Below are 16,750 nucleotides of genomic sequence, written 5' to 3' on the forward strand. Positions count from 1 at the left end.
GAGGCCAGCATGTTCGCTTTTCTTATCCGTCGCATCATACAGGCCGCGCTGGTGATGCTCGTCGTCGCCTCGATCGCCTTTCTGATGTTCCGTTTTCTCGGTGACCCGATTTCCAACCTCCTGCCCGAGGACGCCACCGTGCAGGACCGCGCCGAGATGCGCGAGAAACTGGGGCTCAACGACCCTGTCCTGGTGCAATACGGCCGCTTTATCGCCGATGCCGCGCAGGGTGATTTTGGGCAATCTTACCGCAACAACCGCCCCGTGTCGGACCTTCTTGCCGAACGCTTTCCCGCCACTGCCGAACTGGTGTTGGTCGCCGCAGGTCTGGCGCTTGCGCTCGGGGTGCCCCTGGGCATTTACACCGCGCTCAACCCGCGCGGATGGCTGAGCCAGGGATTGCAGGTGATCTCACTTCTGGGGATCTCGGTGCCCACTTTCGTCACCGGTATCCTGCTGATCCTCGTCTTCTCGGTCACACTCGGACTGCTGCCAAGCTTCGGGCGGGGTACGGTGGTCGATCTCGGCTGGTGGACGACGGGGTTCCTCACCCCCTCGGGCCTCAAGGCGCTGATCCTGCCCGCGATCATGCTCGCCCTGTTCCAGATGACGCTGATCATGCGGCTGGTGCGGGCCGAGATGCTCGAGGTGCTGCGTGCTGATTACATCAAGTTCGCCAAGGCGCGCGGCATTCCCAACCGGATGCTGCATTTCAAATACGCTCTGAAGAACACGCTTATTCCGGTGATGACCATCTTCGGTCTGCAACTGGGCGGGCTCATCGCTTTTGCCATTATCACCGAGACGGTCTTCCAGTGGCCGGGGATGGGCTTCCTGTTCATCCAGGCGGTGAACTTCACCGATGTCCCCGTTATGGCCGCCTATCTGGTGCTGGTGTCCTTCATCTTCGTCGTCATCAACACGCTGGTCGACCTTTTGTATAACGTCGCTGACCCGCGCCTGCGGGCCGAGAGAACGCCCGCGCACGGCGTCTGAGGAGGTTCCCCCATGTCAAACTTCATGCCCATGCTCTACGCCTTCTGGGACAGCGATATCACCTACAGCTTCCGCAAGTCGCGCGTGGCGGTGATCTCGGCGCTGGTGCTGCTGGCGATATTCCTCACGGCGATCTTCGCCCCGAGCCTCGCCCCGCAGGATCCGTTCAACATCGCCGAGCTGGACCTTTTCGACAGCGAGTTACCCCCCGCTTGGGTCGAGGGCGGCAGCGCCGCCTACTTGCTCGGCACTGACACTCAGGCCCGCGACGTGCTGTCCTCGATCATGTACGGGATGCGGATTTCTCTGCTGGTCGGTTTCGCCAGCGTGATCCTTGCCGCCGTGATGGGCGTAGCGCTTGGCCTTCTTGGCGGCTTTCTCGGCGGGATCGTTGATGCGGTGCTGATGCGGATCGCCGACGTGCTGCTCAGCTTCCCTCCGATCCTCGTGGCGCTTTTGATCAACGGCGTGCTGCGCAGTGCGCTGCCAAGTTCGGCGCAGGCCGAGTCGGCGCTAATCGTTTTGATTCTGTCGATCGGCCTGACCAACTGGGTGCAATATGCTCGCACCGTGCGCGGCTCGACCATGGTGGAGCGCCGCAAAGAGTATATCGAGGCGGCGCGCACCCTCGGCACCGGCAAGCTGGCGATCATGATTAAGCATATCCTGCCCAATGTGCTGGGGCCGGTGCTGGTCATCGCGACGATCAACCTCGGCATGGCGGTGCTGACCGAGGCGACGCTGAGCTTTCTCGGTGTCGGCATGCCGCCCACCCAGCCCTCGCTCGGCACGCTGATCCAGATCGGCAACGAGTTCCTGTTTTCGGGCATCTGGTGGGTCGTCGTCTTTCCGGCCGCTGTGTTGGCGATCCTCGTGCTGGCGGTGAACCTGCTGGGCGACTGGCTGCGCGATGCGCTCAACCCCAAACTGCGCTGAGGTAATCCCATGCCACTTCTTGAACTGGACAACATCGTTGTCGAATTCCCCACCCGGCGCGGTCCGCTGGAGGCCGTCAAGGGCTTGAGCCTTGACCTCGACGAAGGTGAGATCCTCGGGCTGGTCGGTGAATCCGGCGCCGGTAAGTCGATCACGGGGGCCGCGATCACCGGGCTGATCGAACCGCCCGGCCTGATCCGCTCGGGCGAGGTGCGGCTGCGCGGCGCGCGGGTCGACAACCTGCCTGCTGACAAGATGCGCCGCATCCGCGGCAAGGAGATCGGTGCAATCTTTCAGGACCCGCTGACCAGCCTCAACCCGGTCTATACCGTGGGCGAGCAACTTATCGACACGATGCGCGTGCATCTCGACCTCGACCAGAAGACTGCCCGCCAGCGCGCCATCGATTGGTTGGCCGAAGTCGGCATCCCGGCCCCCGAGGCACGGCTCGACCAGTATCCGCACCAGTTCTCGGGCGGGATGCGGCAGCGGGTGGTGATCGCGTTAGCGCTCTGCGCCGAGCCAAAGCTCATCATTGCGGACGAGCCGACCACGGCACTCGACGTCAGCGTGCAGGCGCAGATCCTCGCCTTGCTGAAAAGGCTCTGCCGCGAGAACGGCACTGCGGTGGTGCTGGTGACCCATGATATGGGCGTGATCGCCGAGACCGCCGACCGCGTCGCGGTGATGTACGCGGGACGGCTGGTCGAGATCGGCGATGTGAAACAGGTCATCGAGGAGCCGCTGCATCCCTATACCCGCGGCCTCATGGCCTCGATCCCGCAGATTGGCATCCGCGACCGGCGCCTCACGCAGATCGAGGGCGCCATGCCCGGCCTGCGCAACGCTGCGCCCGGCTGCGCCTTTGCGCCCCGTTGTCCCCGGGCGATGGAACACTGCCACAGCATCCGCCCCGCGCCGCAGGACGCCGGCACCGGGCAGGTCGCCTGCCACTTTTACGGAGAGACGTCATGACCCCCCAGATCACCCCCGACGATATCCTCAGCGTGCAGAACATCTCCAAGCGCTTCGACGTGTCCGAGCCATTCCTCAACCGGGTGTTGGAGCGCCGCCCGCGCCGTATCCTGACGGCGGTGAACGACATCAGTTTCGACGTGCCGCGCGGCAAGACCTTTGCCGTGGTGGGCGAGTCGGGCTGCGGAAAATCCACCGTGGCGCGGCTTCTGATGGGGCTGCATACACCAAGTGGCGGCACGATCCGGTTCGAGGGGGACGACATCACCCGTATGCCCCCCGGCAAACCCGCGGCGTTGCGACGTCGGATGCAGATGATCTTTCAAGACCCCTATGCCTCGCTCAACCCGCGTTGGCGGGTGCGCGACATCATCGGCGAGCCGCTCAAGAACTTCGGCATCTGCAAGAACAATGCGGAGGTTACCCGAGAGGTTGAAAAACTGCTGAGCCAGGTCGGTCTGAACCCCGCAGATGCCAAGAAATTCCCGCATGAGTTCTCCGGCGGTCAACGCCAGCGCCTGTCGATCGCTCGCGCCCTCACCACCCGGCCCGAATTGCTGATCTGCGATGAGCCGACCTCGGCGCTGGACGTGAGTGTTCAAAGCCAGATTCTCAACCTGATGAAGGACCTGCAAGACGAGTTCAACATGAGCTACATCTTCATCAGTCACGATCTGGCGGTGGTCTGGTATATGGCCGATGTGCTGGCGGTGATGTATCTGGGCAAGATCGTCGAGGTCGGCCCGAAGGAGGAGATCTTCGGCAACCCACAGCATCCCTACACGCGCCTGTTGATGGAGACCGTGCCCAAGCTGACCGTGGGCGGTTCCGAGCGAGTGCCAGTTGCAGGGGAGGTGCCAAACCCGATTTCGCCGCCGTCCGGTTGTGCCTTTCACCCGCGCTGTCCGATGGCGAACGACACCTGTCGGAGTGTGGCCCCCGCGCTCAACCTGCGCGAGGGCGGTCAAAAGTCGGCTTGCCATGCCGCGGACGAGGAACGGCTGAAGCCTTGGCTCAGAATGGCGGCGGAGTAGGGGGATGGAGTTCGATTTCACCACCCTGCCAGAGCGCGACCGCTACCGGCTGCTCTCAAGCTTCGTGGCACCACGCCCCATCGCGCTCGTCACCACGCTGTGCGCCGAAGGTATCGCCAATGCCGCACCAATGAGCTTTTTCAACGTCTTCTCGCAGGAGCCGCCGATCGTAATCCTTGGCATCCAGTGTCGTCCCGACGGCAGCATCAAGGATACGGTCACCAACATCACCCGCCGTCAGAGTTTCTGCGTCAATATGGTCGATATGGCGCTGGCCGAGGCGATGATCACTTGCGGGATCAGCTATGCGCCCGACGTAGATGAGATCGCGACTGCCGGGCTGACCATGACCTCCGCCAGCCAGATCGACGGCGGCTGGATCGCGGAAAGCCCCTGCGCCATGGAATGCGTGGTCGAAGAGACCATCCGCTATGCGCGGCGCGAAATCATACTGGGCCGTGTCCTGCAGATGCATGTGCGCGACAACTGCCTTGACGACGCGGGTCGCTATGTCCGGCCCGAGAATTACCAGCCCATCGCGCGGCTGCATGCAGACAATTACATCACCTCCGACCGGCAGTTTGAGCTCAAGGTCCCCGACACGCCGCCGGTTGGCGTGACACAGAAAGCCAATTGATGAAAATTCACCTGATCAACCCGAACTCCACCGCGGGCATGACCGAGGCCATCGCCCGTACCGCCCGCGCTCAGGCCGGGCCGGGGGTGGAGGTCGTCTCTGCCACTGCGCGTGCAACACCGCCCAGCATCGAAGGCTATGCGGATGAGGCCCGCGCCGTGCCTGCCATGCTCGACGCAATTCTTGAAGCAGAGGCGGCGGGGGCCGTGGCTCATGTGATCGCCTGTTTCGACGATCCAGGTCTCGATGCCGCCCGCGCCGTTGCCAAGGGGCCGGTCATCGGTCTTTGCGAAGCGGCGCTCATTGCAGCTGGACGGATCGCCAAGCGCTTCTCGGTTGTGACGACTTTGCCGCGGGCTGTGCCGATCATCGAAGACCTCGGAGACCGCTACGGATGTGGCCGCGCGCTCTGTGCCGTACATGCCGCTGACATCCCGGTGCTCGATCTCGAATATGCGCCGGTGCAGACCCTGCCTCTGATCGCTCGCAAAATTCGCCAGACGGTTGAGGAAGACCGGGCCGAGGCCGTGGTGCTGGGCTGCGCGGGCATGAGTGCGCATCTGGAACAATTGGGCCGCGATGCGGGCGTGCCGGTGATCGACGGCGTGGGCTTTGCCATACGCATAGCGGCCGGGCTTGCCGCGACGGGGCTGGTGACCGCCAAGACCGGTGCCTATGCCCTGCCGCGCGTCAAGCAATCTCCCGTACCGCAAGTGCGCGTCGCTCCACTGACACGATAGACAGGACAAGATATGACCAAGCCTTTGCTGCTCAAGAACCTCCGGCTGATGGGGACGGATGCCGCCGATGTGCTGATCGAGGACGGGCGCATCGCGCAGATCGCCCCCAAGATCAATCCGACCGCAGAGGTCACCGTCGAGGACTGCGATAGCGCGCTGGCTCTGCCGGGCCTCGTCGATGCGCATGCCCATCTCGACAAGACGCTGTGGGGCATGCCCTGGCATCCGCACCAGCAGGGCAAGAGCCTGCAGCAGATGATCGACACCGAGCGGGCTTTGCGCCACGAACTCGATATGGACGCGGAGCGGCAATCGGCACGGCAGGTGGCGTTGTCGCTGTCCAAGGGGACCACGGCGATCCGAAGCCATGTCGATATCGACACCGAGCATGGGTTGAGCCTGCATCGGGGGGTGGTCGCCACCCGGGCGCGCTATGCGGATGTCATGCAGATCGAGATCGTCGCCTTCCCGCAATCGGGCCTGATGATCCGCCCCGGTACGCTGGAGCTGATGGACCAGGCCTTGCGCGAAGGCGCCGATATTGTCGGCGGGCTCGACCCCTGCGGCATCGACCGCGACCCCAAGGGGCAACTCGACGCAGTCTTCGGGTTGGCGGAGAAACACGGTAAGCCGATAGACATCCACCTGCACGAGCCGGGCGAGATGGGTGCCTTCAGCCTCGAGATGATCCTCGACCGGACCGAAGCACTGACGATGCAGGGTAGGGTGACGGTCAGCCATGCCTTCTGCCTCGGCATGGGTGATCAGGCGCGGGTGGCGGGGCTGCTCGACCGGATCGCGATGCTGGATGTCTCGCTGGCCACCACCGCGCCCGCCGCGCGTCCGGTGCCCTCGGTCGCCGCTTGCCGCGACTGCGGGATCGCGATCTGCGCAGGTAACGACGGCATCCGCGACACTTGGACGCCCTATGGCAACGCTTGCATGCTGGAACGCGCCATGCTGGTGGGCCTGCGCAACAATTTCCGCGCGGATGTGGAGGTCGGTTGGGCCCTCGACACCTGTACCACCGACGGCGCGCGGGTCATGGGTCTTGCTGGCTATGGCCTTGCCGAAGGCCATCGTGCCGATCTGGTGCTGGTCGATGTTGAGGCGATCTCGGAAGCGGTCACCCAACGGCCGCCGCGCCGACTGGTACTGTCGGGCGGGCAGATCGTGGCCCGCAATGGCGAGACGGAGGCGACATGGCAGAGCGCTTGAAACGCACCGCGCTGACCGCCGACTGGGTCGTGGGGCACGTGGACGGGCAACATTGCCTCTACCGCAACGGCACCGTGGTCGTCGAAGGCAAGAAGGTTCTGCACGTTGGACATGACTTCGTGGGCGACGTGGCCGAAACCATCGACTTTGGTGCGGCGCTGATCGGGCCGGGGTTCATCGACCTCGATGCGCTGGCCGATCTCGACACCACCGTTTTGAGCTATGACAATCATCCGCCTGAACTTAAGGGTCGGGTCTGGCCCGAGAGCTACATGGCCGCCGGCCCGCGCGAGATGTACACGCCCGAGGAACTGGCCTTTCAGAAACGCTATGCCTTCACCCGTCTGATCCGCAACGGCATCACCACGGCGTTGCCCATTGCCTCGCTCTTCTACCGCGCTTGGGGCGAAACGGCGGAGGAATTCGACGCCGCGGCAGAAGCGGCGGCGGACCTCGGGCTGCGGGTCTATCTCGGCCCGGCCTATCGCAGTGGTAATCTGGTGGTCGATGTTAATCGGAAGATCGGTTTTCACTACGACGAAACGCGCGGATTGACGGGGGTGGCAGAGGCTGAAGATTTCGTCGCGCGGCACGAAAACACCCAAGGCGGGCTGATCCGTACCATGCTGGCTCCCGACCGGATCGAGACCTGCACGCCCGAGCTTCTGCGCCGCAGCGGTGCCGCTGCCCGCTCTCTCGGAGTGCCGATTCGCCTGCATTGCTGCCAGTCGCGGCTGGAATACGATCTTGTACTGCAACAGCATGGTAAGAGCCCGTTGGAGCTACTGCGCGATACCGACTTCTTTGCGCCGTCCACGATCCTGCCACATGGGCTGTTCCTGTCGGGCCTCAACGGCATCACCCATGCCGCGCCCGACCTCGATATCCTGACGGCGTCCGGCGCCGCCCTTGCGCATTGCCCGCTGGTGATGGCCCGCGGCGGCAAGATCATGCATTCCTTCGTAAGGTTCCGGGACCTGGGCGTCCCTATCGGCATGGGCACCGACACGCATCCCGCTGACATGATCCAGAACATGGCCCTGGGCGTGATGACCGCCCGCATCGCGGAGGGCGATCCGACTTCCGTTCGCGCCGCCGATTTCTACGATGCCGCCACTCTGGGCGGCGCGGCCGCGCTAAACCGCCCGGATCTGGGACGGCTTGCCTCGGGCTGTGCGGCGGACCTGAATGTCATCCGGTTGGACAGCCCCGACATCGGTCAACGCATTGATCCAATTCAGACCATCTTGCTCAACGGGTCGGGTCGTGACGTGTCGGACGTGATGATCGCGGGGCGGTTCGTCATGCGCAACGGCGCAATTACCGGCGTTGATGACATGGTCTATCACCGAAAGGCACAGGCGCAATTCGACCGGATGGTCGCGCAATATCCTGACAGGACGTTGTTTCATCCCCCAGTGGGGGAGATATTTTCGACGAGCTATCCCACGATTCGTTGTACGCCGATATTCATGCAAAGTGTTGAGAAGGCGTTTTGATCCATATTTTGTTTACTCCATCTGGCTCGTTATCCATCGGGCAATTTTTCCAATGGCGGGGCAATGGGAGGACGTGGAGGAAATATTCGCCCATGTTACCGGCTTTTACAGAGCCACGGATGTTGACGAGAAAGCCGAGCAGTAGACGGGCCTGTGCTGACCTTTGTTCGCCGCGCTGCGAATGTCCGTTCCGGGTTGTTAAACCCTTGGGCCTCGCTGGCCGCTCTGACTTTGCCAAACTCACTTTTTGTGCCAAGCAGACCTAACGGCCCAAGTGCGCGCTGCATAGAGGCCGGTCAACAGCTCCCAGCCCAATGCAGTCATTCGATAGAGGCGCTGCAGGCACTTTGCCTCAGGAGCAATAAATTCCTCCAAATTACCGAGACCGGACCTTGATAGGTCGGCGATGTTGATCACAATGATGCAGCGGTTGACCCCGATGCCAGAAAAACAAAAATACTGGAGTGTTCGAACTCAGCCGTCCGAAACGCCAAGCTGAAAGATCCGCTGCAGCGCTGCTTTCCACACGCTCCCTAAAGTCATCTCTTGGCAGAAAGTTATTTGGAGAAAAGAACAGTGACTTTCAGACCTGGCTGATTGTCTGAAAGGGCCACTTTGGCGCAATGTAGATCGGCGATCGCTTTAACTAAGCTGAAGCCAAGACCGTTTCCCGATGTGGTGCGGCTTTTCTCCACCCGGTAGAGGCGCCGGAAGACTTTTTCGCGGTCTCTTTCGGGAATACCCGGCCCATTGTCGCAGACTGTAAAGGTGGTGTGATCTGACGTCGACAAGAGGGACATTTCGACACGTGCCTTCGAGGGGCAATGGCGCAATGCGTTCTCAACCACATTGGCCACCATCTGCGTGAGGAGTTGTTGATCCCCTAAGACGGTGTGGGGTGCAGCGCCTCCTGTGAAGACGAGTGTCTGGTTATTTTCTTCTGCAACCGCACTGTAGGCATCCTCAATTCGGGACAGAACCGCTGTAAGATCGACTTCGCGAAAGCTCTCCCGCTGCGCACCTGCCTCGATTTGAGAAATCCGCAAGAGTGCATGAAACGTCTCGATCAGATCGTCAGCGGCCTCAATAGCTTGGTAAACTTGCCCACTCAGGTGATCAGCGAGTTCCTCGGACTGGCCAATGGCTTCGAGCCTTTGTCGCAAGCGCTGCATTGGTGTGCGCAGATCATGCGCAATATCTGCTGTGATCTGGTTCTGGCTTTCCACCATTTTTTCAAGCTGGCTTATGGTGCTGTTAATCTCACGCGACAAACGTGCCAAGTCATCTGCATCGTTGTGGTGTAAAGACACTCGCGCCCCGAGATCCCCCTTTGCAACGCGTTCGAGCGTTCCAGACACTTGCCTCAAGCGTGTTTCCGTACGGCGACCGACGGCGATACCAACGCCAGACCCAACCATGATCACAACGACGAAACCAATTATCAATCCACCGCCGAAACCCTCAAGCAGTTCCAGCAGGAAGTAGGTGCTTGTCCCAAGTACCAGAGTGTTCTCGCCAAGGTTAACACTTCGCAGGATATAACCGAAGGCTTCGTTTTCGTTGTGCCCCGAGAAGCCTATGGCGGAGGCGTCGACGTAATCAGCCTTGGCTGTCCGGCCAATGGTGTCGACGTTTCCCACGATGCGCTGGCCGTTTGCATCAAGTAGCAGGTATATCCGGTGGTCTTCGAAATTGAATGCGCCGTATTTTGTCAGCCCTTCAATCACCCCATCAAGACCTTGATCCTCATATATAGCGAGAAACGCGGCCTCCTCATCGACAAGCTGTTCCTTGATCCAGTCCGTCGTCTCATATTCGGCGAGTTTGTAAGCTCCCGCGAAAACCAATGCTGTCACAAAAGAATACAAGAACGCAAACCTCAGCGATAATCGCACCGAGGTCGAGCGAAGAAATCGGCCCAATAACGCGTCCCTAGCCATGCAGACTATACCCTGCGCCGCGTATTGTGTGGATCAGCTCTGTCGCGAAGGGTTTGTCGACCTTGTTGCGCAGGCGGCTGATATGGGTTTCGACAACATTCGTCTTGGGATCGAAATGAAAATCCCAGACCGCCTCCAACAGCATTGTCCGGGTGACTACCCGATCTGCATTCCGGATCAGATACTCCAACAAGCTGAACTCGCGCGGCTGTAACTCGACTTCGGTGCCGCCCCGGCTAACCGTCCGGCGGATCAGGTTCATCTCAAGATCAGCCACTCGCAGCACAGTTTCCTCTGTCTTGAGCGGCGGACGGCGTGCCAGCGCAACCAAACGGGCCGAGAGTTCATGAAACGAAAACGGTTTGACTAAATAATCATCAGACCCGGCTAGAAGGCCCTCAACTCGGTCATTGATGCCATCCATCGCACTTAGGAATAGAATAGGTGTCTCTATCCCGGCCCCGCGAACTGACTTTATGAGCGTCAACCCATCCAATCTCGGCAACATTCGGTCAAAGACCATCACGTCATAATCGTTGTCCAACGCATTCAAAAAGCCATCTTTGCCATTGTCACAATGATCAACAGCATGGCCCTGCGCCTTCAGGCTCGAGGTAATATAGTCGGCTGTTTCAAGGTCATCTTCGACAACAAGGACACGCATTCATCCGCTTTCCGAAGGAGAGGTCTGGATATTTGAATACTGTGGATTTTCTGACCGTCAACCTGCCAGAAGATTACGGATTGGTATAGTTCGCGCAAGGTTTGAGTGATCTGCGTTGACCTATCCCTGCTCGGACATCGAGCAGGACACTAAGCTTTTGACACATATCCCGACAACATCATCGCGTGCGCCACTGAAAAAAATATTCGGGCGGCATTTTTTACAGCTAGGTGACAAAGCGAAGGCTTGGCAGCCGACTCTCACGCCTGCAGGGCTTAATCTGATTGTCGCCACCTACATGATGGTTGCCTTCAACGCCGCCTTTTGGGGACATCTTCTACGCCTTTTTGAAGGCGCACCGATGAACATTGCGTGCTTTGGGGTGGCAGTATGGATGCTGACGTTCTTTACGCTCAGTCTGGTCAGTTTGCCGTTGTTGCACCGCCCCCTCGCTGCAGGGTTAATCCTGTTGGCTGCGGCGGCGGCATGGTATCAGGATCACCTGGGAGCGGTCATCGATAAGCTGATGATCCAGAACGTAATGAACACCACGGTTGCAGAGTCGCGGCAGTTGATCACGGTACCCTACTTGCGCCACATGTTTCTGACCGGGGTCATACCTGCTGCTTTACTGTTTTGGCCGCGCATCACATATGCACGGGTCCGGGGATTGCTGTGGAGATTTCCGCTGACCATAGCGGCGAGTTTCCTGCTGACATTTGGATTTTTGTTCATCAACCTCAAAGCCAATGTTTCCATCATCCGCGAGCATCACGAGCTGCTGGGTAGTTATCAGCCCGGTGCCACGATCGGCGCCCTTGTGCGATATGCAAAAATGGAACTCCGTGCCGGGAATGTCGAAGTTAAACCGTTGGGGCAGGATGCGGCTAAGGGGCCTGCTTTGCTGGCGACAAAGAAGCCGGTTTTGCTGGTCCTGTTTGCTGGTGAAACGGCACGTGCGCAGAATTTTGGGCTGAATGGATACAGCCGTAACACCACGCCAGAGCTGTCCCAACTCGATGTCTTCAATTTCAAAGACGCTACGTCCTGTGGGACTTCGACCGCAGTGTCATTGCCATGCATGTTTTCCCCATTTGATCGCTCGAACTACAGTCACGAGCGATTTATGGGCAACGAAAATCTGTTGGATGTGCTTGCCCACGCAGGTGTGGATCCGGTGTGGGTTGACAACAATACAGGCGATCAAAACATCGCCAGACGGACGGGCGCACGGATGGTCGATGTGACATTGAACCCAGCCGCATGTGCTGGTGGCGAATGCACTGATGCGGCTCTGTTGACGGAACTCAGTGCCCAGATCGGCAGCATCACTGAGGATACGGTTCTGGTTCTACATATGATCGGTAGCCATGGTCCCGCGTACTACCTGCGCTATCCGGAAGGTTTTGCACCGTTTGTTCCAGACTGTCGCACGGCTGAGTTCGACTACTGCAGCCAGCAGGAGATCGTGAATGCCTATGACAACAGTATTGCTTTCACCGATCATATCATCGCCAGCGCCATTAAAATGCTGGACCAGCAGGATCGCGTGTCGCCCGCTCTGTTTTTCCTGTCTGACCATGGTGAGTCTTTGGGAGAGGCAGGGCTATACCTGCATGCTGCTCCGATGTTCATGGCACCCGAAGTTCAAACGCAGGTGCCTTTTCTGATGTGGTTGCCACAAAAATTCCAAGAAACCATGCACGTTAACGCTGCATGTCTGACTGACCGCACCTCACAACCGGTCAGTCAGGATAATCTTTTCCATACAGTACTCGGATTGATGGACATCTCCACTGAGGTCTATCGGCCAGAGCTTGACATAACAGCCAACTGCCGCACCGAAAGGACCCCGGCGTGACACAACCTAAAGCTTCACAAAAGACGTCTCCGCAAATCCCACCTAAAGTGACAGGTCTTGCGCATCTGTTTGCCGCGGCTCGCTATTCTTTAGGTGGTTTTCAGCGGCTGATCGCAGAAGCCGCGGCAAGGCAAGAACTTGCAATAGGGGGCGCAGCGATCATTTTGCTCTGGGTTTTGGGTGCGCCGGGAATGCAGATTGGAGCATTTTCCATTCTTTTCCTGCTGCTACTAGCGATTGAAGCGCTCAACACTGCCATCGAAGTCCTGACTGATTTGGTTTCGCCCGAATGGTCTCAACAAGCAAAGCACGCAAAAGACCTTGGATCGCTGGCGGTCGCGCTCTTGATTGGGGCAAATACCGCCTGCTTCGCCATCATTCTGCTGTCACTCCTGAATTAGGCTCGGGGCACTTCTTCGACCAAGTATCTAGCCTTGGTCCAGTCAGGCAAGCCAGACGATTTGTTACGGCATGCTCTAGCGTTAACCTCATAGCGAATGGCCGCTTTTGCCACTGCATATGCAGCACAAACCGTTCATCGGGCCCCTAAGTTCTACGACTTTGCAAATGGTGCTTTCTGCGCTTCGCTGTCGTTCGACTAGGGCTGACTGCGGCCCTTGCTCTCGAACAATGGCCAGCGCGAGATAGTGGCGCCAGTCATGGATGACTCTGCCCGGCTTGCGATGGGATCGATCAATAATCCGCGCATGCTCGTAAACCGTTTGCCCCTCAGCGACGATGACCAGCCGTTCGGAATACACGTGTAAGTTGATCCGATGGTGCGCAAGTCTGGCGGGCACGCTGTAGCGATTGCGCTCGAATGTGATAAGGCACGTCCACTGCCCGGCAGTGAATTGCCAAAGGCAATGTCACGAGAGGGGCAATACACGTTTGCTGTGTTCTATTAAGCCGTCGAATGCCGGCGGCAGTGTCATAAGAACAGGCTTCTCGGCTTTCCAGACTTCAGCAATGGACCCCGCCCGGCAAGGACTTGTGCGGTGTCTCCGCCCACAGAGCGATGCAGCGATCTTCAAGCCACTGGTTCAGTTCTTCCAAATCAGCAAAAACAGGCAATCCCTACCGCATGCGGTTGCGAGCATCCCGCACACTTTTCTCGATCTGGCCTTTCTCCCAACCGGCTGCAGGGTTGCAATACTCAGGCTCAAACACGTAGTGGCTGGCCATCGCCTCGAAGCGTGCATTGATATTGCGCTGCTTGCATTTGCCAACGCGGTCCACCGCCGTCATCGCGCGTCCATTGTTGTTGAAGCAATGGCGAACAAGGACTTGCTATCGTAAATCCCGCGACCGGGTATGCCGCCGAAGTCCCGGAAGCCACGCCAATGAGCGTCGAACGTAAGCGTTGCATCTGACCCCGCAAGTGGCATCTAGCTATCACACGCCATTGCTCCTATATTGGCGCGCAGCGCCAATATGAAACAGTAAATGCTAGACATTCCCGGCCCTGATCCGACCTTCGCGCTCGGCACGGTAGATGGCCTGTATCAAATCACTGCTCCTTGACGCCCAGCTACACTTTCTTCGGTCGCGTCCATCCTTCGTCGAGCTTCTCGAGCACCTTCTCCAGCCAGTTTTCGTACCAATACCAAGTGTTCGCGACCTTCACGCCATAGCCTTTGCCGGGATTGCGGGCATCAAGCTGCTGGAAGAGCTTGGTGTGATCGTACATACTGAACGCGGCGTGTCCTGCCGCCTTCACCTTCGTGACGATCTCGCCAGGCAGATATTTCGGTCGCTCGACCTCCTTCAACAGAACGCGCTCGACGGCCTCTGCTTCCGGAGAGCCTGGTTTGATGAACTCCACCGCGAGATCCGCCTTGCTGGCTTTGCTTGCGACCTTCGGGACGAAGGCGACGCGGAACCGGAATTTCGGGTCCTTCTGCTCATCCTCCGAAAGCCCCTCGTGGAAGGCGTCCATGGCAGTCGCAATATGCGCCGGTAGGTCGGTAGCTATCAGGCTTTGCCGCTGTACACCGTCAAAAGTTACAAATTGCAGCGCGATAGGAAGCCGCTTCTCTAGGGCGAATTCGCGTCCGAAGAGGTCCTTGATGGTATCGTTGAAGTTGATGCAGCAGGCCTGCAGTTTCGCGCTAAGCGCATCATCGATCCTGTTGGTGGACCGATGCTCGATCTCGTTCCTGATCTCGATCAGGAATTTAAGATTGTTGACGACGCCGCCTTGGAGGGGGCAGGCACCAGTCGAGATACACTGGCTCAGTTCCCAGTATTTCTCGGCTCCGGATGGCGTGCGTTCAACAACGCCAGCCTTCTTGTGCCGGTAGTCGATGCCTTCACGCTTATAATTGGCGTGCATTAGATAGGTCCACGCGATGATCGCGGTGACTATGAAGAGTTCGGCCCTAAAGTAGAGACCGGCGCTATTGAAGGTGTGGACGGCAGCGATCATGGCTTCACGCGCTTTGACAATCAGCTCGTCGCCTTGGAGGTGGAGGCCGGTCTTGGGATCAATGTTCGGCCAACTGTCCAGAAAGGTATCGAGCTCATCATCAGACGCGGCCTTGATGGCCTTGTGCTTCGTGCCGTCCTTTATCTCGGAGATGCGTGCGTTGTTGATCGAGCGCGTCGGCCGGGAGAAGTACGCTTGGATATCTTGGGGCACGTATTTGCGGGACAACATCGCCTTGACGATCGCGACCTCCCACTTCTCAAGCGTATTACCTGGTCGCCTCGCCAAATTAGTGCCCCCCCATACCTTGTCTGAATTGTTCGTGTTTTCAATCGTTGCCGTAGTCCGGCTCGTATTCCATTTCGCGTTCCTGCTGGTCTTCATGGATGTAGCTGAGACCGGAGGCATCGATTTCGTCGCTTCCCATGAGCATCAGGTCGCACGTCGGGCAGCGGAACTCCTCGCCGAGAAACTCCCGGTCGACGATTTCCCAGATCGCGTACTCATCGCGCTCCTCGCTAATCTCCTCGCTGGACTGCTCGCCCGTCATGAAGGCACGGCATTTGCAGGCCGGACAGCTTTCGACCCAAATCTCGTCGTAGCGTCCCTTGAAAAGCTCCACCTGATGGTGCGGCTCGCGTAGATCGGCCTCGGCGGCCAAGCGCTCCCGCTCAGACTTCTTCAGTGCGCCGAACCGCTCCTTTGCGGCTTCAACGCGTAGTTTGACCGCAGCATCGAGGGCGTTTGCTGCCTCTTCGAGCAACTGGCGAGGGGCCTTGGCATCCGCGGCGCCGAGCCATTTCTCCAGAGATGATCCCATCTGGTGCAGAATCGTGTCGCACGCATGCCAATAGCGCGCCTCCCAGGCGTCGAGCCGCATGGTCCTAAATGGGAGGTCTGCTGAGTGCAGCTCCGCGTTTCGACGCTCGGCGATATCTTGGCAAAACTTCTGCACCGTTTTGTCGAAACGGGGGACAAGGTGAGTGAGCCGTTCGAAAAGAGTCTTTGTGGCGATCGTCTTGACGTCGGTAGTCACGTTGATGCCGGCAGCGACGAACAACGATTGCCAGTGTGTCGGATCAACCACGAGGCTGGGGTGTTTCCGAGCCAGCGCAGCCTTACCGAGTAGCTCGAGCGCGAGCGAGGCCCAGAGCTGGTACTCATCAAGATCGCCGACGCCCTTCCGCGCGAGGGCGCGACCAATGTAGACCTTCGACTTGGCATGCAGCGCATCGCTGTCGATGGCGATGTAGACATTCTCAGGCATCGATGAGAATCCTCGCGAGGCTTCGGCCGGACCCGTGGGCCGACCGGCTGCGTCCGAGTAGGACGCGCCAGTTGTCAATGATTAGGATGTCGCCCTGCCGCCAATGAAGCGCGTACGAATGGGCGCGCGTGATCCTGTCCGCGACTAGTTGCATAGCTTCTCGGCCACGCTCGCCCAGAGGTTCAAGGCAGCCGGGATCGTAGCGCAGAAACGTTCCGCCCGGCGCAAGGATGGTCGAGTAGAAGGATCGTCGACCGGTGCGAACGAGGACTGGTGCCTCTTCGAGAAGCGCAAGCTCCTCTCGCTCAAAGCCGAGCTTGCGCCAATCGAGTAACATCGTTGCCGTAGGTGTCTCGCCTGGATCGATACACCCGAGAAGCAGGTAGCGGCATGGTCTCGGGCGATGACTGAGTTCAATATGAAACGGCAAAGCGCCTAACCCATATTGCGCGCTCAGGGATCGTGGATGCGCATCTTCGGCGACAATCGGTTGGACAACCTCACGTAGTTGCCCCGAACGTCCGGCAACACGGGTGCCTAGGACGTGTTGACAAA

15 protein-coding genes and 1 pseudogene are annotated in these 16,750 nt (G+C 59.2%); 10 read left to right on the plus strand and 6 right to left on the minus strand.

What is annotated here, in order from left to right:
- Positions 1–9 precede the first annotated feature (9 nt).
- From UB90_RS11165 to UB90_RS11200, 8 genes are read left to right on the plus strand one after another with little or no spacing between them, the layout of a single operon-like run.
- The gene (locus UB90_RS11165; protein ID WP_065327026.1) at positions 10–996 is read left to right on the plus strand and encodes an ABC transporter permease; all 987 of its coding nucleotides are present in this window, start codon (positions 10–12) and stop codon (positions 994–996) included.
- Positions 997–1,008: 12 nt separating this feature from the next.
- A complete protein-coding gene (locus tag UB90_RS11170) occupies positions 1,009–1,932 on the plus strand; it encodes an ABC transporter permease (protein ID WP_065327027.1) in 924 nt (307 codons plus the stop codon).
- A 9-nt stretch (positions 1,933–1,941) separates the two neighbouring features.
- A complete protein-coding gene (locus UB90_RS11175; RefSeq protein WP_065327028.1) occupies positions 1,942–2,907 on the plus strand; it encodes an ABC transporter ATP-binding protein in 966 nt (321 codons plus the stop codon).
- Positions 2,904–3,941, plus strand: a complete 1,038-nt coding sequence (locus UB90_RS11180) for an ABC transporter ATP-binding protein (protein WP_065327029.1) — start codon at positions 2,904–2,906, stop codon at positions 3,939–3,941. The genes UB90_RS11175 and UB90_RS11180 overlap by 4 nt, the downstream gene beginning before the upstream one ends.
- A gap of 4 nt (positions 3,942–3,945) precedes the next feature.
- A complete protein-coding gene (locus tag UB90_RS11185) occupies positions 3,946–4,578 on the plus strand; it encodes a flavin reductase family protein (RefSeq protein ID WP_065327030.1) in 633 nt (210 codons plus the stop codon).
- The gene (locus UB90_RS11190) at positions 4,578–5,318 is read left to right on the plus strand and encodes an aspartate/glutamate racemase family protein (protein ID WP_065327031.1); all 741 of its coding nucleotides are present in this window, start codon (positions 4,578–4,580) and stop codon (positions 5,316–5,318) included. Before UB90_RS11185 ends, UB90_RS11190 begins: the two co-directional genes overlap by 1 nt.
- A gap of 12 nt (positions 5,319–5,330) precedes the next feature.
- Positions 5,331–6,536 carry an amidohydrolase family protein gene (locus UB90_RS11195; protein ID WP_065327032.1) on the plus strand — a complete coding sequence of 402 codons (1,206 nt, stop codon included), beginning with the start codon at positions 5,331–5,333 and terminating at the stop codon, positions 6,534–6,536.
- Positions 6,521–8,035, plus strand: coding sequence for a chlorohydrolase family protein (locus UB90_RS11200; protein ID WP_065327033.1), 1,515 nt, complete (start codon positions 6,521–6,523; stop codon positions 8,033–8,035). The genes UB90_RS11195 and UB90_RS11200 overlap by 16 nt, the downstream gene beginning before the upstream one ends.
- Before the next feature lie 557 nt (positions 8,036–8,592).
- On the opposite strand, the gene UB90_RS11205 is transcribed toward UB90_RS11200, so the two are convergent.
- Both UB90_RS11205 and UB90_RS11210 read right to left on the minus strand, forming a co-directional pair.
- Positions 8,593–9,903: a sensor histidine kinase gene (locus UB90_RS11205; protein WP_227512111.1), complete on the minus strand. Its 1,311-nt coding sequence runs from the start codon at positions 9,901–9,903 to the stop codon at positions 8,593–8,595.
- A gap of 64 nt (positions 9,904–9,967) precedes the next feature.
- Positions 9,968–10,639: a winged helix-turn-helix domain-containing protein gene (locus tag UB90_RS11210; RefSeq protein WP_065327035.1), complete on the minus strand. Its 672-nt coding sequence runs from the start codon at positions 10,637–10,639 to the stop codon at positions 9,968–9,970.
- Between the two features lie 157 nt (positions 10,640–10,796).
- On the opposite strand from UB90_RS11210, the gene UB90_RS11215 reads away from it, so the two are divergent.
- Both UB90_RS11215 and UB90_RS11220 read left to right on the plus strand, forming a co-directional pair.
- A complete protein-coding gene (locus UB90_RS11215; protein WP_081285572.1) occupies positions 10,797–12,500 on the plus strand; it encodes a phosphoethanolamine transferase in 1,704 nt (567 codons plus the stop codon).
- On the plus strand, positions 12,497–12,901 hold the full coding sequence (locus UB90_RS11220; RefSeq protein WP_065327036.1) for a diacylglycerol kinase: 405 nt from the start codon (positions 12,497–12,499) through the stop codon (positions 12,899–12,901). The genes UB90_RS11215 and UB90_RS11220 overlap by 4 nt, the downstream gene beginning before the upstream one ends.
- A gap of 213 nt (positions 12,902–13,114) precedes the next feature.
- Here UB90_RS11220 and UB90_RS11225 read toward each other — a convergent pair.
- From UB90_RS11225 to UB90_RS11240, 4 genes and pseudogenes are all read right to left on the minus strand, one after another.
- A pseudogene (locus UB90_RS11225) lies at positions 13,115–13,861 on the minus strand (Mu transposase domain-containing protein); the annotation flags it as partial.
- A 170-nt stretch (positions 13,862–14,031) separates the two neighbouring features.
- Positions 14,032–15,312 carry a DUF3644 domain-containing protein gene (locus UB90_RS11230; protein ID WP_204161395.1) on the minus strand — a complete coding sequence of 427 codons (1,281 nt, stop codon included), beginning with the start codon at positions 15,310–15,312 and terminating at the stop codon, positions 14,032–14,034.
- The gene (locus UB90_RS11235) at positions 15,257–16,195 is read right to left on the minus strand and encodes a hypothetical protein (protein ID WP_065327175.1); all 939 of its coding nucleotides are present in this window, start codon (positions 16,193–16,195) and stop codon (positions 15,257–15,259) included. The genes UB90_RS11230 and UB90_RS11235 overlap by 56 nt, the downstream gene beginning before the upstream one ends.
- Positions 16,188–16,750: TauD/TfdA family dioxygenase (locus tag UB90_RS11240; RefSeq protein ID WP_204166602.1), on the minus strand; the 563-nt coding region annotated here is incomplete at its 5' end. The genes UB90_RS11240 and UB90_RS11235, both read right to left, overlap by 8 nt.

This window comes from Tritonibacter mobilis (assembly GCF_001681715.1).
In the GTDB taxonomy this organism is placed as follows: Bacteria; Pseudomonadota; Alphaproteobacteria; order Rhodobacterales; family Rhodobacteraceae; genus Epibacterium; species Epibacterium mobile.